Origin of the sequence: Pseudomonas donghuensis (assembly GCF_000259195.1) — a bacterium.
In the GTDB taxonomy this organism is placed as follows: Bacteria; Pseudomonadota; Gammaproteobacteria; order Pseudomonadales; family Pseudomonadaceae; genus Aquipseudomonas; species Aquipseudomonas donghuensis.
In genome coordinates, this window is record NZ_JH650790.1 from 1 (window position 1) to 19,439 (window position 19,439).

General features: G+C 63.8%; 21 protein-coding genes and 1 pseudogene. 13 read left to right on the forward strand and 9 right to left on the reverse strand.

Translation table 11 applies throughout. The features are described 5' to 3' along the window. Positions 1–58: 58 nt before the first annotated feature. Both pcaG and pcaH read right to left on the reverse strand, forming a co-directional pair. Positions 59–664, reverse strand: coding sequence for a protocatechuate 3,4-dioxygenase subunit alpha (gene pcaG / locus UW3_RS0125620; RefSeq protein ID WP_010226894.1), 606 nt, complete (start codon positions 662–664; stop codon positions 59–61). 13 nt (positions 665–677) lie between these two features. Further along, entirely contained in the window at positions 678–1,397 is a 720-nt protein-coding gene (gene pcaH, locus UW3_RS0125625) for a protocatechuate 3,4-dioxygenase subunit beta (RefSeq protein WP_010226896.1), read from the reverse strand. Positions 1,398–1,598: 201 nt separating this feature from the next. Here pcaH and ypfJ point away from each other — a divergent pair, with 201 nt between their 5' ends. The 3 genes and pseudogenes from ypfJ (at position 1,599) to UW3_RS30350 (ending at position 4,615) form a co-directional block, all read left to right on the forward strand. Next, a complete protein-coding gene (gene ypfJ / locus UW3_RS0125630; protein WP_010226898.1) occupies positions 1,599–2,486 on the forward strand; it encodes a KPN_02809 family neutral zinc metallopeptidase in 888 nt (295 codons plus the stop codon). 344 nt (positions 2,487–2,830) lie between these two features. Next, positions 2,831–3,760: pseudogene (locus tag UW3_RS30345) on the forward strand (methyl-accepting chemotaxis protein); the annotation flags it as partial. A 141-nt stretch (positions 3,761–3,901) separates the two neighbouring features. Further along, a complete protein-coding gene (locus UW3_RS30350) occupies positions 3,902–4,615 on the forward strand; it encodes a methyl-accepting chemotaxis protein (protein WP_414867480.1) in 714 nt (237 codons plus the stop codon). A 113-nt stretch (positions 4,616–4,728) separates the two neighbouring features. Here UW3_RS30350 and ggt read toward each other — a convergent pair whose 3' ends face one another. The 3 genes from ggt to mdaB all read right to left on the reverse strand — a co-directional run bounded on the left by ggt (position 4,729) and on the right by mdaB (position 8,068). Then, positions 4,729–6,396: a gamma-glutamyltransferase gene (gene ggt / locus UW3_RS0125640; RefSeq protein WP_010226900.1), complete on the reverse strand. Its 1,668-nt coding sequence runs from the start codon at positions 6,394–6,396 to the stop codon at positions 4,729–4,731. A gap of 117 nt (positions 6,397–6,513) precedes the next feature. Next, positions 6,514–7,410: a LysR family transcriptional regulator gene (locus UW3_RS0125645; RefSeq protein WP_010226901.1), complete on the reverse strand. Its 897-nt coding sequence runs from the start codon at positions 7,408–7,410 to the stop codon at positions 6,514–6,516. Positions 7,411–7,477: 67 nt separating this feature from the next. Then, positions 7,478–8,068, reverse strand: coding sequence for an NADPH:quinone oxidoreductase MdaB (gene mdaB / locus UW3_RS0125650; RefSeq protein ID WP_010226902.1), 591 nt, complete (start codon positions 8,066–8,068; stop codon positions 7,478–7,480). A 190-nt stretch (positions 8,069–8,258) separates the two neighbouring features. On the opposite strand from mdaB, the gene UW3_RS0125655 reads away from it, so the two are divergent. Next, positions 8,259–8,573, forward strand: a complete 315-nt coding sequence (locus tag UW3_RS0125655; protein ID WP_010226903.1) for a putative quinol monooxygenase — start codon at positions 8,259–8,261, stop codon at positions 8,571–8,573. Here the strand turns inward: UW3_RS0125655 and UW3_RS0125660 are convergent. Next, positions 8,563–9,327 (reverse strand): sulfite exporter TauE/SafE family protein, encoded by a 765-nt coding sequence (locus tag UW3_RS0125660; protein ID WP_010226904.1) that lies wholly within the window; start codon positions 9,325–9,327, stop codon positions 8,563–8,565. The two genes, UW3_RS0125655 and UW3_RS0125660, sit on opposite strands and share 11 nt — an antisense overlap. A gap of 77 nt (positions 9,328–9,404) precedes the next feature. On the opposite strand from UW3_RS0125660, the gene UW3_RS0125665 reads away from it, so the two are divergent. The 7 genes from UW3_RS0125665 to UW3_RS0125695 are packed head-to-tail and all read left to right on the forward strand — an operon-like array spanning position 9,405 to position 16,117. After that, positions 9,405–10,337, forward strand: coding sequence for a LysR substrate-binding domain-containing protein (locus UW3_RS0125665; protein ID WP_010226905.1), 933 nt, complete (start codon positions 9,405–9,407; stop codon positions 10,335–10,337). A gap of 46 nt (positions 10,338–10,383) precedes the next feature. After that, positions 10,384–10,989, forward strand: a complete 606-nt coding sequence (locus tag UW3_RS0125670) for a CDP-alcohol phosphatidyltransferase family protein (RefSeq protein WP_010226907.1) — start codon at positions 10,384–10,386, stop codon at positions 10,987–10,989. A gap of 30 nt (positions 10,990–11,019) precedes the next feature. After that, a complete protein-coding gene (locus UW3_RS0125675; protein WP_010226909.1) occupies positions 11,020–12,774 on the forward strand; it encodes a bifunctional alpha/beta hydrolase/class I SAM-dependent methyltransferase in 1,755 nt (584 codons plus the stop codon). Continuing rightward, positions 12,774–14,093, forward strand: coding sequence for a phosphatase PAP2/dual specificity phosphatase family protein (locus UW3_RS0125680; RefSeq protein WP_010226911.1), 1,320 nt, complete (start codon positions 12,774–12,776; stop codon positions 14,091–14,093). The genes UW3_RS0125675 and UW3_RS0125680 overlap by 1 nt, the downstream gene beginning before the upstream one ends. Further along, positions 14,090–14,548: a hypothetical protein gene (locus UW3_RS0125685; protein WP_010226913.1), complete on the forward strand. Its 459-nt coding sequence runs from the start codon at positions 14,090–14,092 to the stop codon at positions 14,546–14,548. Before UW3_RS0125680 ends, UW3_RS0125685 begins: the two co-directional genes overlap by 4 nt. 11 nt (positions 14,549–14,559) lie before the next feature. Further along, positions 14,560–15,183 carry a lysophospholipid acyltransferase family protein gene (locus tag UW3_RS0125690; RefSeq protein ID WP_010226915.1) on the forward strand — a complete coding sequence of 208 codons (624 nt, stop codon included), beginning with the start codon at positions 14,560–14,562 and terminating at the stop codon, positions 15,181–15,183. Between the two features lies 1 nt (position 15,184). Beyond that, positions 15,185–16,117, forward strand: a complete 933-nt coding sequence (locus UW3_RS0125695) for a phosphatidate cytidylyltransferase (protein ID WP_010226917.1) — start codon at positions 15,185–15,187, stop codon at positions 16,115–16,117. 3 nt (positions 16,118–16,120) lie between these two features. On the opposite strand, the gene UW3_RS0125700 is transcribed toward UW3_RS0125695, so the two are convergent. Continuing rightward, positions 16,121–16,879, reverse strand: coding sequence for a sulfite exporter TauE/SafE family protein (locus tag UW3_RS0125700; protein ID WP_010226919.1), 759 nt, complete (start codon positions 16,877–16,879; stop codon positions 16,121–16,123). Positions 16,880–16,980: 101 nt separating this feature from the next. Here UW3_RS0125700 and UW3_RS0125705 point away from each other — a divergent pair, with 101 nt between their 5' ends. Continuing rightward, on the forward strand, positions 16,981–17,889 hold the full coding sequence (locus UW3_RS0125705) for a LysR family transcriptional regulator (RefSeq protein WP_010226920.1): 909 nt from the start codon (positions 16,981–16,983) through the stop codon (positions 17,887–17,889). Positions 17,890–17,994: 105 nt separating this feature from the next. Then, positions 17,995–18,339, forward strand: a complete 345-nt coding sequence (locus tag UW3_RS0125710; protein ID WP_010226921.1) for a cupin domain-containing protein — start codon at positions 17,995–17,997, stop codon at positions 18,337–18,339. 102 nt (positions 18,340–18,441) lie between these two features. On the opposite strand, the gene mmsB is transcribed toward UW3_RS0125710, so the two are convergent. Both mmsB and UW3_RS30015 read right to left on the reverse strand, forming a co-directional pair. Next, the gene (mmsB, locus tag UW3_RS0125715) at positions 18,442–19,329 is read right to left on the reverse strand and encodes a 3-hydroxyisobutyrate dehydrogenase (RefSeq protein WP_010226922.1); all 888 of its coding nucleotides are present in this window, start codon (positions 19,327–19,329) and stop codon (positions 18,442–18,444) included. A gap of 10 nt (positions 19,330–19,339) precedes the next feature. Continuing rightward, on the reverse strand, positions 19,340–19,439 hold a 100-nt coding region (locus tag UW3_RS30015), incomplete at its 5' end, for a methylmalonate-semialdehyde dehydrogenase (RefSeq protein WP_237716777.1).

Sequence of the window (19,439 nt, forward strand, 5' to 3'; positions counted from 1 at the left end):
CCTCAAGACACAAGCTGGCGTTGCCAGCGATGGGCTGCAAGGCAGCCCCAAGAAAGCATCAGAAATCGAAGAACACCGTCTCGCCTTCACCCTGAATGCGGATATCAAAGCGGTAAGCCAGCTTGCCGTCCACTTCACAGCGGCTCGCCACCAGGGTCTCGCGCCGTTGTGGCTGCTCGATCAGGTTGAGCACCGGGCACTGGGCATTGGCTTGGGCCTCGTCATCGAAGTACAGGCGGGTCTGCAGGTGGATATTGATGCCGCGGGCAAACAGGCTGACGTTGATGTGCGGCGCCATTGGCACGCCTGCGGCGTTTTTCGCCACGCCCGGTTTGATGGTGTGCAAGGTCCACTCACCGGCATCGAATGTCGTGGCGGTACGGCCAAAACTGTTGAACGGTTTTTCCAGGTCGAAGTCGCCCTGGTAGTCGCCATTGTGGTCGGCGTGCCAGAACTCCAGGAACGAGTCGCGCACCAGGTGACCGTTGCCGTCATAGACATTGCCGAACACCAGGATGTGCTCGCCCGGGGCATCAGCACGCGCCATGCGGTTCCAGATCTCCTGGTCACGAGTCGGGTTGCCGGCAGCCTCCAGGGCCAGGCCGATATGTACGTAGGGGCCGGCGGTCTGCGAAGGGGTTTCCGGCAGCAGTTCGATAGGCATTGGTAGCGCCTCCTCAGCAGTTTTCGAAGTGGGTCTTGCGCTGCCCGCGCAACACGATGTCGAAGCGATAGGCCAGGCAATCCATGGGGTTGGCATTGCTCATGTCCAGGCGTGCGATCAGGCTTTGCACCGCGTCAGGGTTGGCAATCGACTTGACGATCGGGCACATCGGAATCAACGGGTCGCCTTCGAAATACAGCTGGGTAATCAAGCGCGTGGCAATCGACGGGCCGCTGATCGACACATGGATATGCGCCGGGCGCCAGTCGTTGGGGCCATTGCGCCAGGGGTACGGGCCCGGCTTGATGGTGCGGAAGCTGTAGTAGCCTTCGCGGTCGGTCAGGGCACGGCCGACGCCACCGAAGTTGGGGTCCAGCGGCGCCAGGTAGCGGTCGTTCTTGTGCCGGTAGCGGCCACCGGCGTTGGCTTGCCAGATCTCCACCAGGGTATGCGCAATCGGCTTGTCGTACTGGTCGCAGACGCGGCCGGCGAGGACGATGCGCTCACCGATCGGCAGGCCGCCGTTGTTGAAGTTGAGCAGCAGGTCATGGTCGTGCGGGCCGAACTTCAGGTGCGAGAAATCCGGGCCGGTGCTTTCGCTGATCGACTGCGGGATGCTCACCAGGGCCTGGCGCGGCGAACGGGCGACGGACGTCTTGTAGTCCGGGGTGAAGGCTTTCGGGTGCCAGTTACGGTCACGGATAGCGAAGCGACTGTTGTCTTGCGCAGACATGCCGTTCTCCTGTGTTTGGAATTATTGGAGGGCCTGGGCGTGGCAGGCGAGCTTGCAGTTTCCGGTATGCGGGGCCCGGCGAATACTGAAAAGAACAGCGCAATACATAACCAAATGGTTATGTGTAAATCAGGAATCTGACAGAGCCCCGTGCGGTGATCTAATCTTTGTGCTCATATTTCCAAGCTCCGGAGAGCACTCATGCAATGGCGAAAAGGCAGGCGTAGCGACAATGTGGTCGATGCCCGTGGCGAGGGCGGTGGCGGCATGCGCTTCGGCGGTGGCAAAGGCCTGAGCCTGGGGGCGATCCTGTTGATTGTCGGGATTGGCTGGATCACCGGCCAGGACCCACTGCAGATCCTCGGCCAACTGGCCGGGCAGATGGACCAGCAGCAGCAGACCGCGCCGGCCACCAACGGCACGGGCAAGGCGCCACCGGTCAATGACGAGCAGGCCGAATTCGTACGCTCCGTGCTCGGCGACACCGAAGACACCTGGAAGGCCATCTTCGCCCAGGCCGGCCGCCAGTACCAAGACCCCAACCTGATCCTGTTCAGCGGCCAGATCAACTCGGCCTGCGGCTTCGCCTCTTCGGCGGTCGGACCGTTCTATTGCCCGGCGGACCAGAAGGTCTACCTGGACATGAGCTTCTTTCGCGAAATGGACCAGCGCTTCTCGGCCGCCGGCGATTTTGCCCAGGCCTACGTGATTGCCCACGAAGTCGGCCATCACGTACAAACCCTGCTCGGCGTCTCGGCCAAGGTCCAGGCCGCACGCCAGCGCGGCGAACGCATGGAGGGCGACAACGGCTTGCTGGTGCGTCAGGAACTGCAGGCCGACTGCCTGGCCGGGGTCTGGGCCTACCAAGCGCAAAAACGCCTGAACTGGCTGGAACCGGGCGATGTCGAAGAAGCCTTGAACGCCGCCAACGCCATCGGCGATGACCGTCTGCAGCAGCAGGGCCAAGGCCGGGTGGTACCGGACTCGTTCACCCACGGTACCTCGCAACAGCGCCAGCGCTGGTTCAAGACCGGCTTCGCCAAGGGCGATATCAACCAGTGCGACACCTTCAGCGCACGCACGCTCTGACCCGTCTCACCACGGTTTCGCGGCCACCTGAAACCTCAGGGTGGCCGCGGAAACGCCCTGTTACCTACCGCTGATCATTTTTGCTGAAAAAGCGTTTCAGCTCCGGCGCAAGCCGCCGATAAACCCTGCTCAGAACATCGGCTGGCCATCAATAACAACAACCTTCCACCGATTCGGATCAAGAAGCACAACGTTCCTGGAGGGATTGCATGAATAGCTGGTTTGCCAACATCAGCGTCAACCTGAAACTCGGCCTGGGCTTTGGCCTGGTGCTGTTGCTTACCGGCCTGCTGGCCCTCACCGGCTGGAACAGCCTGGGCAGTCTGATCGATCGCAGTAACTGGATGAGTGATATCACCCAGCTCAACAGCGACCTGACCAACCTGCGCATCACCCGCCTGCAGTACATGCTGACCAACGGCGACGATGCGGCGGCCGGCAACGTCCAGGTCAAGCTCAATGCCTTCAGCGAACAGCAGCAAAAACTGCTGAAGAACTTCAAGAGCCCCGAGAACATCAAGCTGCTCCAGGACCTGGGCCAGACCATCAGCGCATACCAGGTGTCGATCAACAAGATGCGCGCCGGTTACAAGACCAGCCTGGCCGCACGCGATTCGATGAACCAGGCCGCGGCCCGCGCCATCGAGCTGATCGAAACGATCAACCGCGACGTGCTGGCGCTGCCCGAGGGTGACGCCAGCCGCCTGGAGCAGTTTCGCACCATCACCCAGGCCAAGGAGCAACTGCTGCTGGTACGCCTGGCCGTGCGCAGCTACATCGCTGACATCAGCAGCGAAACCGAGCAACTGGCCTTGCGTCAGCTCGACACCGCCCTGGCCGAAATTGCCAGCCTGAACCGCCAGCTGCCAGGCGAAGCCGCGCGCATCAAGCAGTTCGAAACCGCCGTCATGGCCTACCGTGACGCCGTGCGCCAGTTCCGCGATGCCACTGCCGATATCGCCGTAGCGCGTCAGGAAATGACCGTTCAAGGTGCCGACATCGTCAAGACCAGCGACGCCCTGTACCAGATCCAGCTTGACCGTCGCGACAGCGAAAGCACCCAGGCCCGCTCCCTGCAACTGACTGCCACCTTGCTGGCGCTGCTGGTTGGCGTACTGGCGGCGGTGATCATCACCCGCCAGATCACCCGCCCGCTGCGCGAAACCCTGGCCGTGGTCGAGAAGATCGCCGCCGGCGACCTGACCCACAACCTGCGCGTCACCCGCCGCGACGAACTGGGTGTGTTGCAACAAGGCATCCAGCGCATGGGCTCGACCCTGCGTGACCTGATCACCGGCATCCGCGACGGCGTCACGCAGATCGCCAGCGCCGCCGAAGAGCTGTCGGCCGTTACCGAAGAAACCAGCGCCGGGGTCAACAGCCAGAAAGTTGAAACCGACCAGGTAGCGACCGCCATGCATGAAATGGCCGCCACCGTACAGGAAGTGGCACGCAACGCCGAGCACGCCTCAGAAGCCGCCACTGAAGCCGATAGCCAGGCCCGTGCCGGTGATCAGGTTGTCGCCGAAGCGATCGGCCAGATCGAACGCCTGGCCGAAGAAGTGCACCGTTCTACCGAAGCCATGGGCCTGCTGCAGCAGGAAAGCCAGAAGATCGGCAGCGTCATGGACGTGATCAAGTCGGTGGCCGAGCAAACCAACCTGTTGGCACTCAACGCCGCCATCGAAGCGGCCCGTGCCGGTGAAGCCGGGCGTGGTTTTGCCGTGGTCGCCGACGAAGTCCGTGGCCTGGCCCAGCGCACGCAGAAGTCCACCGAAGAAATCGAAGAGCTGGTGGCCGGCCTGCAGAGCGGTACCCAGCAGGTCGCCAATGTGATGCTTGGCAGCCGCAACCTGACCGACAGCAGCGTCGAGCTGACCCGCAAGGCCGGTGCCTCGCTGGAAAGCATCACCCGCACGGTGTCGAACATTCAGTCGATGAACCAGCAGATTGCGGCAGCGGCGGAGCAGCAGAGCGCGGTGGCCGAGGAGATCAGCCGCAGCATTCTGAACGTACGTGACGTGTCCGAGCAGACGGCGGCTGCCAGCGATGAGACCGCAGCGTCGAGTGTTGAACTGGCGCGCCTGGGCAACCAGTTGCAGACCATGGTCAGCCACTTCCGCGTCTGACCCGCTGAAGCCGGGGCTGCTTTGCAGCCCATCGCCGGCAAGGCCGGCTCCCGCAATGGATCTGTTTACACCGACCCCTGTGGGAGCTGGCTTGCCAGCGATAGCTTCACCCCTTATTTAACGATCTGCCCCACTCCCCGCCCACGCGGATCGGAAGCAGTTTCCAGCGCCGTGCCATTAACGCGGATGGCCTGGATATCGCCCATCACCCAACCCTGATCCTCCAGGGTGTAGCCCATCTTCTTCAGCGCTTGCGCGACCTCGCCGTTAAGCGGTGCGAAGGCATCGAAATAGATCGTGTCCTTGGGCAGCAACTGGTGATGCACGCGCTGCGCGGCCACGGCTTTTTCCAGCGGCAGGTTGTAGTCATAGAGGTTGTTCAGCACCTGGAAGATCGAGGTAAAGATCCGCGAACCACCCGGGGTACCCAGCACCAGGGTGACATTGCCATCGCGGGTCACCAGGCTCGGGCTCATCGACGAGAGCATGCGCTTGCCCGGCTCGATCGCGTTGGCATCGCCACCGACCACACCAAAGGCGTTGGCCACGCCCGGCTTGGAGCTGAAGTCGTCCATTTCGTCGTTGAGCAAAAAGCCTGCGCCCTTGACCACCACGCCGCTGCCATAGTCCCAGTTCAGGGTGTAGGTGTTGCTGACCGCGTTACCGTCCTTGTCGACGATGGAGAAATGCGTGGTCTGGTGCGGCTCAAGGCCCGGGCGGACTTTCTCGGTGTCCGAGATGGCCGTCGGGTTGACCTCCTGGGCGCGCTTGGCGAGGTAGTCCTTGGCAATCAGCTGCTCCACCGGCACCTTGGAAAACGCCGGGTCGCCAAGGTAGTCGGCGCGGTCAGCAAACACGCGTTTTTCGATCTCGGCCAGCAGGTGGATGTAGCGCGCCGAGTTCAGCTCGACGCCCTTGAAGTCGGCGGCGCGCGCTTCCTTGATACCCAGCAACTGGGCCAACGCGATGCCGCCGGAGCTTGGCAGCGGCGCGGTATAGACGGTGTTGCCGCGCCAGTCGATCTTCATCGGCTCGCGCCATACGGCTTTGTAGGCCTTGAGGTCGTCCTTGCTGATCAGGCCCTTGTCGGCCTGCATCTGCGCGACCAGCAGGTCAGCGGTCTTGCCTTGGTAGAACTCGCTGACGCCCTTGTCGGCGATGCGCTCCAGGGTTTGCGCCAGCTCCGGCTGCTTGAAGGTCTCGCCGACTTTCATGCTGCCGAAATAGTCGTTGAAGTTGGTGCTGTCCTTGAACAGGCCCAGGGCATCTTCGCGGTATTGGTACTGTTTGGACGCAACCTTGAAGCCGCTCTTGGCGTACCCCACCGCCGGGGTCAGTAGCTCGGCCCACGGCAGCTTGCCGAATTTCTGATGCGCCTCCCAGAGCCCCATCACCGTGCCCGGCACGCCGGCCGCGCGGGCACCGACAAGGCTGAGGTTCTCGATGATCTCGCCCTTGTCGTCCAGGTACATGTTACGGCTGGCGGCCTTCGGCGCGGTTTCTCGGTAGTCGAGGAAGTAGGCCTTGCCGTCGACATAGAGGGTCATGAAACCGCCGCCGCCGATGTTGCCTGCCTCAGGGTAGGTGACCGCCAGGGTAAAAGCGGTGGCCACGGCCGCGTCCACCGCGTTACCGCCTTTTTTCAGGATATCGGCGGCGACCTGTGCACCATATTGATCAGGTGCAGCCACCGCACCACCCTCCAGGGTCACCGCGTAAGCCGCGTTACTGGCGAGGATCGCGGCGCCCAGGGCCAGGGATCGGAACATCACAACGCGCATGAGAGCTTCCTTAGTGTTGTTTTCGTTGAACAGCCATTAAGGCTGATGTCCGACGAGTTATCAAACACCGTGGGGGATTTCGCCGCGCATAGACAGAAGCTGTCGCGTATGGAGTGATCAGCAGGCGTAGACCGCCAGCTTGTTCTGAATGAATTCGAGGAAGCACTGAATGCGCAACACCAGTTGGGTATTGCGGTAGTACACCGCATTGATCGGCTGGCGATAGCCGCTGTTGTGCTCGGCCAGGATCACCTGCAGGCGCCCGCTGCGGATGTCTTCATGGGTCATGAAGTGCGACAGGCAGACGATGCCTTCACCGGCCAGGGCCAGCTCACGCAGGGTTTCACCGCTGGAGGCCGACAGGCCCGGGCGGATCAGCAGGCGGTCGCCCTCGGCATGGCGCAACGGCCAGTGGTTGAGGGTTTCGGTCTGGGTGAAACCGAGCAGTACATGCCCTTGCAGGTCTTCGACCCGTTCAGGGGTGCCGTGGCGGGCCAGGTACTCGGGGCTGGCCAGCACGTTCAACGGGCTGCAACCGAGCGCGCGGGCATGCAGGCTGGAGTCGGCCAGTTCGCCGATGCGGATGGCAACGTCGGTGCTCTGCTCGATCAGGTCGATGATCAGGTCGCTGGTGTTGAGTTCCAGCTGGATCTGCGGGTACAGCGCGCGGAACTCGCCGACCCAGGGGACGATGGCGTGCAACATGAACGGCAAGGCCGCATTGATGCGCAGGCGCCCGGACGGCGTCTGGTGGTGCACCGACAGATGCTCTTCGAGCTCGTCCATCTGCTGCAGGATCGACTTGGCCCGCTCGAAGAAAAACCGCCCTTCTTCGGTCAGGTCCATGCGCCGGGTGGTGCGGTTGATCAGGGTGGTGCCAAGCTTGGCTTCCAGGCGCGACAGGGTCCGGCTGATCGCCGATGGCGTTTGCCCGCCCTGCTCGGCAGCCGCGGTAATCGAGCCGCACTCGATTACCGAGACGAACACCTGCAATTCATCGGACTTGGCTTTCACGGCTGTACCCCGGGGTTGGCAACAGCCGTGATAGATAGCCGCTTGGCGCGGCCAGCGCAAGGCTTCATCAGGCTTGAGCCTGGAAAACCTCGGCCAGGTGCTGCTCGTAGGCGGCCACGGCGGCTTCGACGTTGGGGCGCTTCATCACGTCCACGGCAAGATACGTCGGCAGGCCGCTCATGCCGAGGAACTGGTTGGCCTTGTGGAACGGGAAGTACACCGCGTCCACGCCCTTGCCTTCGAAGAAGTCGCTGGGGTCATCAAAGGCTTGCTGCGGCGCGTTCCAGGTCAGCGACAGCATGTACTGCTTGCCCTGGATCAGGCCACCGCTGCCGTACTTTTGCGAGGCATCGGAACGGGTGCGACCATCGTTAGCGTAGAGGCTGCCGTGGCCGGCGGTGAAGACCTCGTCCAGGTACTGCTTGACGGTCCACGGCGCGCCCATCCACCAGCCAGGCATCTGATAGATGATGACGTCGGCCCAGAGGAACTTCTGCACCTCTTCGGCGTTGTCGTAGCCGCCGTCGATGTAGGTGGTCTTCACATCGAACCCGGCGCGATCAAGGAATACCAGCGCGGCTTCGTGCAGGGTTTCGTTCAAGCGGCCATCGGAGTGGGCGAACTTTTTACCACCGTTGAGCAACAGGACTTTTTTCATAGGTGCCTCATCTGTGTTCGATCAGGGGCAAGCAAGCCTGTGACCGAGTGAATTTGATGGCGGCAGAATAGAGATCGGCCTCGCGGGGAAACAGCCGCGCCGGGGCAAAATACATTTGATCAAAAAGCACGAATCCAACGCTTATTGTTGCCTTAGAATCGTTTAACCCCTTCCTTTCAGAGGCTTCTTCATGAGCGAGCAGTACGGTTTCATTCTCAAAGCCAAGACCCGTCCGGAAATGTCCGAAGCGTTCGAAGCGCTGTTTCGCGCCTACGTCGAGCCAAGTCGCCAAGAGCCAGGCTGCATCGAGTACCACATGCTGCGCGACAAGCAAGACCCCAGCCTGTTCGTGTTCTACGAGATCTGGGCCAGCAAGGCGGCGCTGGATGTGCATTCGGCCCTGCCGCACATGCAGGCGTTTTTCGACAAGCGCATGGATTATCTGGAGCGCGACTTCGACATCCAGTTGATCGACATGCTCAGCCCCTCTTCGGCTAGCCGTTAAGCAACAGGTGCGCGCCGAGCAGGGCAAGGCCGATAAAGAAGCAGCGCTTGAACAGCTCGGCGCTGATGCGCTGACGCAGCCACTGGCCACCGAGCATGCCCAGTAGCGCCGGCGCCAGCACCAGCAATGACGCGCCCAGGGCCTGCGCGCCGAGCGCATCCTGGCCCGCCAGGCCGATCGCCAGGGCCAGGGTCGAGACGCTGAACGACAGGCCCAGGGCCTGGACCATTTCGTCGCGGCTCAGGCCCAGGCTCTGCAGGTAAGGCACCGCAGGAATCACAAACACCCCGGTGGCAGCGGTGATCACCCCGGTGCTCAGCCCGCAGAGCGGCCCAAGCCAGGGTTCATGTGCAGCCGCCAGGCGCACTGCTCGGCCGAACAGGCCGTACAACGCATACGCCAGTAACGCCCCACCCAAGGCACGCGCCGCCCATTCGCCACTGTTGATGCCCAGCCAGGCGCTGCCCAGCAAGGTGCCGACAAAAATCATCGCCAGCATCGGCCACAGCCTTTTCAGCAGGGCCCGCAAGTGTCCACCAAAGGCCAGTTGCCAGAGGTTGGTCAGGGTCGAGGGCACGATCAGCAAGGCCGCTGCCTGCGCCGGGGACATAGCCATACCGAGCAGGCCCATGGCTATGGTCGGCAGGCCCAGGCCAATCACGCCCTTGACCGCGCCGGCCAGCACGAAGGTCGCCAGGACCAGCAGCGTCAGCGCTGGACCGATATCCTGATAGAAGCCGAACAAGGTAGTCATGGCGCTATCCTGCACCTGGCCTGCGAAGCTGAAAATCTGCCATATACTCAGCCAGACTATTGCTCAGGTAGAGGCTGATGCATTTCGATCTGATTGACCTGCGACTGTTCCAGCACACCCTGGAGTGCGGCAACATCACCGCCGGCGCCCAGCGCAGCCACCTGTCGCTGCCGGCCGCCAGCGCGCGCATCCGCGCCATGGAAAGTTCGTTGGGCACGCCGCTGCTCGAGCGCAACCGCCGAGGCGTGCAGGCCACGCCTGCCGGGCAGGCGCTGCTGCAGCATGCTCGGCTGATCGGCCAGCAGGTCGAGCGCCTGCAGTTCGACCTCGGGCAGTACGCCCAGGGCCTGCAGGGCCAGGTCCGGCTGTTGTGCAACACCGCGGCGCTGACCGAATACCTGCCGGAATTGCTCGCAGGCTTTCTCCAACAGCACCCGGCCATCGATCTCGATATCCACGAACTGCCCAGCCTGCGCATCGTCCAGGCGATCACCCAAGGCATGGCGGAAATCGGCATCATCTCCAGCGCGGTGGCCAGCGAGCACCTGCAGACCCTGGCGTTTCGCGACGACCCGCTGATGTTGATCATGCCGCCCGGGCATCCGCTGGCCAGCCACGCCAGCCTGCGCTTTGCCGACACCCTCGGCCACGGCTATGTCGGCCTGCAAGCCGACAGTGCCCTCGCCCTGCACCTTGAAGAGCAAGCCCTGCACCTGGGCCGGCGCCTGCAGGTACGGGTGCGCGCCGACGGCTTTGACGGGGTGATCCGCATGGTCGCCCATGGCGCCGGCCTGGGCATCGTGCCGATGGCCGCCGTGCAGCGTTGGCAGGGGCTGCTGCCCTTGCGCAGCCTGGCGCTGAACGAGCCGTGGGCCAACCGCCAGTTGCGCCTGTGCAGCCGGGATTTTGCCAGCCTGCCCGGGCATGCACGGGCCCTGCTCGACTGCCTGAGTGCCGGCGCTATTGCTCCGGCAGGGGCAATCCACCGACAATCGCCCCCGCGGACCTAGTTGCTGCTGCACTGATCGCCAACCGAGTCGTAAAGGGAGTTTCACCGTGCCGTCGATCTACCAGCTCAAACCCCGCTTTCAGGCGCTGTTGCGCCCGACGGTCGAGCGCTTGTACCAACGCGGTGTCACCGCTAACCAGGTGACCCTGAGCGCCGCCGTGGTTTCCGTCTTGCTTGGCCTGTTGCTGGCCTGGCTCCCGCAGGTCACCTGGCTGTTCGCCCTGGTGCCGGTGTGGATGCTGCTGCGCATGGCCCTCAATGCCATCGACGGCATGCTCGCCCGTGAATTCGGCCAGCAATCCAAGCTCGGCGCCTACTACAACGAACTCTGCGACCTGATCGCCGACAGCGCCCTGTACCTGCCCTTCGCGCTGCTGCCGGGCGTCTCGGCGGCGCTGCTGGTGATCGTCGTGCTGGCGGCGCTGATCAGTGAATACGCCGGGGTCATGGGCCCGCTGGTCGGTGCCGAGCGCCGCTACGACGGGCCCATGGGCAAGAGCGACCGTGCCTTTGCCTTCGGCGTGCTGGGCGCCGGCGTTGCCAGCGGGCTGTTGCCGGCCAGCTGGATCAACGGCGTGCTGCTGGTGATCTTGCTGCTCTCGCTCTATACCCTCTACAACCGGGTCAGCCGCGGTCTGGCGCAAACCCGCTGAAGCTCTTTGTGCCAGATAAGGATATTTGCCATGCGCAACGCGCAATCGCTGCATTTCACTACCCACGACGGCGTCGAACTGCATTACCGCCACTGGCCCGCCGACGTCGCTGACGACCAGCCGCGCCGCGCCGTGGTGATGTTCCACCGCGGCCACGAACACGGCGGGCGCATGGCGCATCTGGCCGATGAACTGCAACTGCCCGACCACGACATCTTCGCCTGGGACGCCCGTGGCCACGGCCAGTCACCCGGGGCCCGGGGCGACAGCCCGAGCTTCGCTTGCAGCGTGCGCGACGTGCAGACCTTCATCGAACATATCGCCCGCGAGCACGGCATCGCCGAAGAGGACATGGCAGTGCTGGCGCAAAGCGTCGGAGCCGTACTGATCGCCACCTGGGCCCACGATTACGCGCCCAAGGTGCGTTGCCTGGTACTGGCCTCGCCGGCCTTCAAGGTCAAGCTGTACGTGCCGTTTGCCCGCCCGGGGCTGAAGCTGATGCGCGCCTGGCGCGGCAACTTCTTCGTCAACAGCTACGTCAAGCCGCGCCTGCTCAGCCACGACCCCGAGCGCATCGCTTCGTATGAAAGCGACCCACTGATCAGCCGGCCGATCTCGGTGACCATGCTGCTTGGCCTGTATGAAGCCGCCGACCGCGTGGTGGCCGATGCCCAGGCAATCCAGGTGCCGACCCAGGTGCTGATTTCCGGCGCAGACTTCGTGGTCAAGCGCAAACCCCAGGAGCAGTTCTTCGAGCGCCTGGGTAGCGTGCATAAAGAGAAACACATCCTCCCCGGGTTCTTCCACGACACCCTTGGCGAGCGGGACCGCAGCCATGCCCTGGCGCGGATCCGGCGCTTTATCGAGCACTGCTTCAGCCAGGCGCCGCAGCGCCCTTCGCTGCTCGATGCCGACCGACTGGGCGCCAGCTGCGCCGAGGCCGAAAGCCTGGCCGCGCCGCTGCCACGCAACTCGCCAGCGGACCTCTACTGGCGCGCCACCCGCGCCGGCTTGCGCCTTGGCAAAGGCTTGTCGGACGGGGTCAAGCTTGGCTTCGACACCGGCTTCGACTCCGGCAGCACCCTGGACTACATCTACCGCAACCAGCCCACCGGCAAGGGCGCGATCGGACGCATGATCGACCAGAACTACCTCAACGCCATCGGTTGGCGCGGCATCCGCCAGCGCAAGCTGCATGTCGAGGAACTGCTGCGCCTGGCCATCGAGCGCCTGCGCGAACAGGGCAAGCCGGTGGATATCGTCGATATCGCCGCCGGTCATGGCCGCTACATCCTTGAAGCGTTGCAGGGCCTTGAGCGCAAACCGGAGTCGATCCTGCTGCGCGACTACAGCGAGCTCAATGTCCAGCAGGGCAGCGCGCTGATCGCCGAAAAAGGCCTGGCCGAGATTGCCCGCTTCGTCCAGGGCGATGCCTTCGATGCCCAGAGCCTGGCCAGCCTCGACCCGCGCCCGACCCTGGCGGTGGTTTCCGGCCTGTATGAACTGTTCGCCAGTAACCAGATGGTTGGCGACTCCCTTGGCGGCCTGGCCCAGGCGGTGGAGCCCGGCGGTTACCTGGTGTACACCGGCCAACCCTGGCACCCGCAGCTGGAGATGATCGCCCGCGCCCTGACCAGCCACCGCGCAGGCCAGGCCTGGGTGATGCGCCGGCGCAGCCAGGTGGAGATGGATCAACTGGTGGAGGCGGCAGGCTTTCGCAAGGTCTGCCAGCGGATCGATGAGTGGGGGATCTTCAGCGTCAGCCTGGCCCAGCGGGTCGCTTGATGAGCACTGTGCGCGAGCCCGGATTGATCAAGCGCGGGGTGCTCTGGCTATTGTTGCTCGGCCCGCTGTTCTTTCTCAGCTATGGCCTGACCAACACCTACACCGCCGGGCGCAACGACGTCGGCAGCCTGGTGTTCGCCTGGGAAGGCGACATCCCGCTGTGGCCCTGGACCATCATCCCGTACTGGTCGATCGACCTGCTCTACGGCCTGTCGTTCCTATTGCCGCTGAGCCGCCTGGAGATGGACCGCCACGCCCTGCGCCTGCTCAGCGCGCAGCTCATCTGCATCCTCGGTTTTCTGCTCTGGCCACTGCGTTTTACCGTCGAACGGCCAGCGCTGGATGGCCTGTTCGGCTGGTTGTTCGATGTGCTGATGGGCTTCGACAAACCGTTCAACCAGGCGCCGTCGCTGCACATCGCCTTGCTGGTGATCATCTGGGCGATGTTTGCCCGGCATATCCACGCAAGGCTGCCGCGCTTGCTGGTGCATGGCTGGATGGCACTGATCGGCGTATCGGTGCTGACCACCTGGCAACATCACTTTATCGACCTGCCCAGCGGCGCGCTGGTGGGCGTGCTGTGCGTCTGGCTGTGGCCGGTCGAGGGCAGGCCGGTGCTGCGCCATCTGCAACTGGCCCGCGACCCGCAGCGCTGGCGCCTGGCGCTGCGCTATGGGGCCGGAGCGGCATTGCTGGTGGGGCTGGCGCTGTACCTCGGCGGCGCTGCCCTGTGGTTGATGTGGCCGGCGGTTGCGTTGCTGCTGGTGGCGCTCAACTATGCGCAACTGGGCGCCGAGGGCTTTCAGAAAGGTGCCGATGGCCGGCTCTCGTATGCCGCGCGCTGGTTGCTGGCGCCCTACCTGATTGGCGCCTGGCTCAACTCACGCGGGTGGACGCGGCGTCATCCCCAAGCGGATGAAGTGTGCGATGGCGTGTACCTCGGGCGAATTCCGGGCAAGGGGCAGGCCGCACACTTCGCCGCCATTGTCGATCTGTGCGCCGAACTGCCGGCCTCGCTCGCCCCGGGCCAGGCCTACTGCGCCCTGCCCAGCCTCGACTTGATCGTGCCCACGGCCGAGCGCTGCCGGGAAGCGGCAACGGCCATCGAACAGCTGCGCACCCAGGGCCCGGTACTGGTTTGCTGCGCCCTCGGTTACTCACGCAGCGCCAGCGCCGTGGCTGCCTGGCTGGTGCTCAGCGGACGCTGCGCCGATGCCGGGCAAGCGCAGCAACGCATTAGCCAGGCACGCCCCGGGGTGGTCCTGCATCCGCAGCACCTGCAGGTGATTGAACGCCTGCAAACGGAGCCTTGCCTGTGAGCGGCGAAACCCAACTGGCCCTGGTCGCCAGCCTACTCAAGCGCGGTCGGCAGGTTGAGCGCCTGGCCGACGGGATCAGCCTGCTGGCGGTACTTTTTGGCCTGGCGGCGCTGCTGATCGACGCGCCCGCCCCTTGGTTCAGCGCTGTGCTGTGCAGCCTGTTGCTGTTGGCCGGCTTGCTGCAGAAGTTCTTCGCCCTGCGCGTAGCGCTGGATGCCGATCTGTTTGCGCACCTGGCCGCCCGCAGCGATCAGCTCACGCAGCACACCCAGGTACTGGACCAGTCGCTGTTCAGCCTGGGGCTCAAGGCCAACCCGCTCGATCAGCGCGACTGGCAGGCACGCAGCCTGGCGGCCATGGGCCTGCTGCGCAAACAACTGCTGTGCTTTGCCGTACAAGCCGTGCTGGCGTTGGCCAGCATCCTGCTTTTGCCCTTGCTTCACGTTGCCGGATAAGGACCTTGCCCATGCTTGCTGCCCTCACCGCCTTTGCCATCACCTCGGTCGCCCGCCTGATCACTGGCGCCCGCGCCTTGTGGCTGGGTTGCACGCCGCAACCGGTGCAACGGCTGTACTACGCCAACCACAGCAGCCACGGCGACTTCGTGCTGATCTGGGCCTCGCTGCCCCAGCCGCTGCGCCAGCACACGCGGCCGGTAGCCGGTGCCGATTACTGGCAAAAGCCGGGCATCCGCCAGTTCCTGATCAAGCGGGTGTTCAATGGCGTGCTGATCGAGCGCCAGCACAGCGATGCCATAAGCAACCCCTTGCAGCCGATCCAGGAGACGCTGGCCCAAGGCGACTCGCTGATTTTCTTCCCCGAAGGTACGCGCAACCTCAGCGACGAGCCGTTGCTGGCGTTCAAGAGCGGACTGTTCCACCTGGCCAGTGCTCACCCGCAGGTCGAGGTGATCCCGGTGTGGATCGCCAACCTCAACCGGGTCATGCCCAAGGGTCGCGCCCTGCCGCTGCCCTTGCTGTGCACCCTGAGCTTTGGCGAGCCGCTGCACCTGCAAGCGGACGAAAGCAAGCACGCGTTTCTCGACCGGGCCCGCCAGGCCCTGTTAGCCCTGGCCCCGAAGGAATCCTGAGATGGACAACAACACCCTTTCGCTGTTCGCCGGCATCGGCGGCCTGCTGTTGCTCGCCAGCCTGATCGGCCGCCTTCTCAAATGGCGCGCGGGCCCGGCGCCCCACGCTGTCATCGACAACCTCAATGCACGGATCAACGCCTGGTGGGTGATGGTCCTGGTCATCGGCCTGGCCTTCCTGTTCGGCAAGCTGGGGGTGATCCTGCTGTTCTACTGCGTGTCGTTCTACGCCCTGCGTGAGTTCCTGACGCTGACGCCGACCCGGCGCAGCGACTACCCGGCACTGGTCGCGGCCTTCTACGTCGCCCTGCCGGTGCAGTACCTGTTGATTGCCATGGACTGGTACGGGCTGTTCAGCATTTTCATCCCGGTCTATCTGTTCCTGCTGCTGCCGATCCTGGCCAGCTTCGGCGGCGATACCACGCGCTTTTTGGAGCGCGCCTCGAAGGTGCAGTGGGGCTTGATGATCGCGGTCTACTGCCTGTCCTCGGTACCGGCCTTGATGACCCTGGAGATCCCCGGATACGAAGGCCGCAACCTGCTGCTGATCGCCTGGCTGATCCTCGTGGTGCAGATCTCCGATGTGCTGCAGTACGTCTGCGGCAAGCTGTTCGGCAAGCACAAGGTGGCGCCCAAGCTGTCACCGTCAAAGACCGTCGAAGGCCTGGTCGGTGGTGTGGCGCTGGCCACCCTGATCGGTGCCACCTTGTGCTGGATCACCCCGTTCAGCTTCTGGCAGGCGGCACTGATGGCCCTGACCGTCAACCTCATGGGCTTTGCCGGCGGCCTGGTGATGTCGGCCATCAAGCGCGACCGCGGCGTGAAGGACTGGGGCCATATGATCGAAGGCCACGGCGGCATGCTCGACCGCATGGACTCGGTGTGCTTCGCCGCACCGGTGTTCTTCCACTTCGTGCGCTACTGGTGGGTGTGACCGTTACAGCAACAGGTCGTAGGACAGCTTGCCGATCAGGATCAGCAGCAACACCAGAAACAGCGCGCGAACAAACGGCACGCCCTTGCGCACCGCCAGCCAGGTACCGGTCAGCGCGCCGAGGATGTTGAAGGCGGCCATCGGAATGGCGATCAGGTAGAGCACGTTGCCGGTGGGGATGAAGAACATCAGCGCGGCGACGTTGGTGGCGATGTTCACCAGCTTTGCCGACGCCGACGCATGGAGGAAGTCGAACGCGAAGCAGCGAATGAACAGGAAGATCAGAAAGCTGCCGGTGCCCGGCCCGAACAGGCCATCATAAAAACCGATGGCACCGCCGATGACGATCGCCAGCAGTTTCTCGCGGGTGCCGATGCGCATCGGCTTGTGCAGGGCGCCGAAGTCCTTTTTCCAGAAGGTGTAGATCGCCATCAGTACGATCAGCACCAGCACCGCCGGGCGCATCAGCGATTGCGGCACCAGCGACACCGTCGCCGCGCCGACGAAGGCCATGGCAAAGGCCGCACAGGCCGCCGGGATCACCAGGCTCCAGTCGATCACCACCTTGCGCACGAACGAGCGTGCGGCAAACGCCGTACCGCATGCTGAAGCAACCTTGTTGGTGCCCAGCAGGGCCGCCGGTGGCGAGGCTGGCAGGACGTTGAACAGCGCCGGGATCTGGATCAGCCCGCCACCGCCCACCGCGGCATCGATCAGGCCGGCGGCAAAGGCAAACACGCAAAGAATGACGAGATCGACCATGGATTCAGGCTCTGACGATGATGGATGGACGCGCCAAGGTTAACCAACGTACGGCTTTTGTGTTGCAATGCCATATTGCGAAAACTGCAACGAGGTAGTGCATGGCCCTGAATATGCTGGCAGAGCTGGAAGCCTTGGCGATGGTTGCCCGCAAGCGCAGTTTCGTCGCTGCGGCGCGTGCCCTGGGGCGCTCGCCCAGTGCGGTGACCCGTGCCGTGCAAGCCCTGGAGCAAAGCGCCGGGGCCAAACTGTTGAATCGCTCGGCCAACGCCGTGAGCCTGACCGAGGCTGGGGAGCGCTTGTTGCCCTACGCCGAGAAAATGCTCGATCTGCAACGCGAGGCCGACGAAGAGCTGGCCGGGCTCAGCGGCCTGGCGTCCGGATGGGTGCGGTTTTCCGCCCCGGAATCGCTGGCGCAGGTATTGCCCGGATTGATTGCGCAGTATGGTGAGCGCTATCCACAGGTGAACGTCGATGTGATCTTCAGCGACGAGCCGATCGACCCGGGTAAAAGCAAACTGGACTTCTCGATTCGCGGCGCCTTCGCCCGGGACAGCGAACTGATCGGTTATCCGCTGTGGCGTTATTCTCGCTCACTGTATGCCAGCCCCACTTACCTGCAACGGCATGGCGCACCCGAATCGATCGAGGCGCTGGAAACACACGCATTGATCCTGCATACCGCGCCACGGATTCTCAAGGAGTGGCAGTTTCGCAGCGCCGATCAGGCCGTCAGCCTGCGGGTGCATCCAAGGTTTCGCTTCAGCTCAGGAGTGGCCGTATTCCAGGCCGCCCTGGCCGGTGTCGGCATCGCCCGCCTGGCTGACTGGCTGGCCGAACCCGAGGTACAGGCCGGGCGCCTGCAGCGGGTGTGCCCCGAGTACCGGCTGACCGCCAGCAACGGCGACAGCCCGCAAATGCACGCGGTGTACCCGGCCGGCACGCTAGCGCAGCGGGTCAAGGCGCTACTGGAGGTGATCCGCAGCTTTGGCGACAACCTCGACCGATAAGCACAGGTTTGCGCTCCCAGACACCCAAAGGTCGAGACCAGACATCTGCCGAGAGCCAATCGCCCCTATGGTGACAGACCTTTGAGCAACCCTCTGGAGCCTGGAATGTCCGATTTCATCACCGTGCTGCGCGAGACCTGCCCTACCCCCGTGCTGGATGCGACCAAGTGGCAACGCATCGGCGGCGACCCGCACACCGTCAACCTCAACGCCTATGTGTCGGCCGATGGCAGCAAGATCATGGGCACCTGGATCTGCACGCCGGGCAAGTTCCAGGTCAATTACGAGAAGTGGGAGTATTGCCATTTTCTGGACGGCTACTGCGTGATCACCCCGGAAGGTGAGCAGCCGGTGCACCTGAAAGCCGGTGATGTGTTCGTCATCGAACCGGGGATGAAAGGCACCTGGGAAGTGGTGGAGACGGTACGCAAGTATTTCGTTTTTGCCTGACCGCCGGGGCTGCCTTGGCAGCCCATCGCTGGCAAGGCCAGCTCCCACAGAGTTAGGTGTGCGCAGTATCTGTGGGAGCCAGCCTTGCTGGCGATGCTCTTTTTACTCGGGCTTGCGATAACCTTCGACAATCGCCGAGAAATCCTTGCCACCCTCGCCGCGCAAACTCATGGCCTGGTACAGCTGCTGGGCCACCGCGCCGAGAATCACCGGCTGATGCGCCTGACGTGCGGCTTCTGTCGCCAGCCCCAGGTCCTTGAGCATCAGCTCGGCACCGAAGCCACCGGTATAGCCACGCGATGCCGGGGCCGTTTCGATGATGCCTGGCCACGGGTTGTAGGTGTCCGAGCTCCAGCAACGGCCGGTTGAGCTGTTGATGATCCCGGCCAGTACCTTGGTGTCGATCCCCAGCGCGTTACCCAGGGCCATGGCCTCGGACACGCCGATCATGGAGATGCCCAGCAGCAGGTTGTTGCAGATCTTGGCGATTTGCCCGGTGCCGACATCGCCGCAGTGGACGATGTTGCGGCCCATCTGCGCCAGCACCGGCTGCAGGGTGGCGAACAGTGCGTCGCTGGCGCCAACCATGAAGGTCAGGGTGCCGGCTGCGGCGCCGCCAGTCCCACCGGACACCGGTGCGTCGGCCAGGTCGACGCCCTGCTTGGCCGCAGCAGCCGCTACATCGCGGGCCGTCTGCGGGTCGATGGTGCTGCAGTCGACCACCGGGGTACCGGCCTTGACACCGGCCAGCACACCGTCTTCGTTGAGGTACACACCGCGCACGTGGGCAGCAGCTGGCAGCATGGTGATCACCAGCTCGCTCTGCTGCGCGGCGTCACGCGGCGAGCTGCTGATCTGTCCGCCGAGCTCGGCAAGTTCAGCCAGCACGGTCTTGTTCAGGTCGAACAGGTTCAGCTGATGCCCGGCCTTGATCAGGTTACGGGCCATGGGCGCGCCCATGTTGCCCAGGCCGATGAATGCGATACGCATGATGAACTCCTTAGCGCAGGCTGATGGTAGTGTTCACGCCATCGTTGACGCTGTCATCATCGAACCAGCGGCTGGGGACGGGCTTGGTCTGAGTGTAGAACTGCACCACC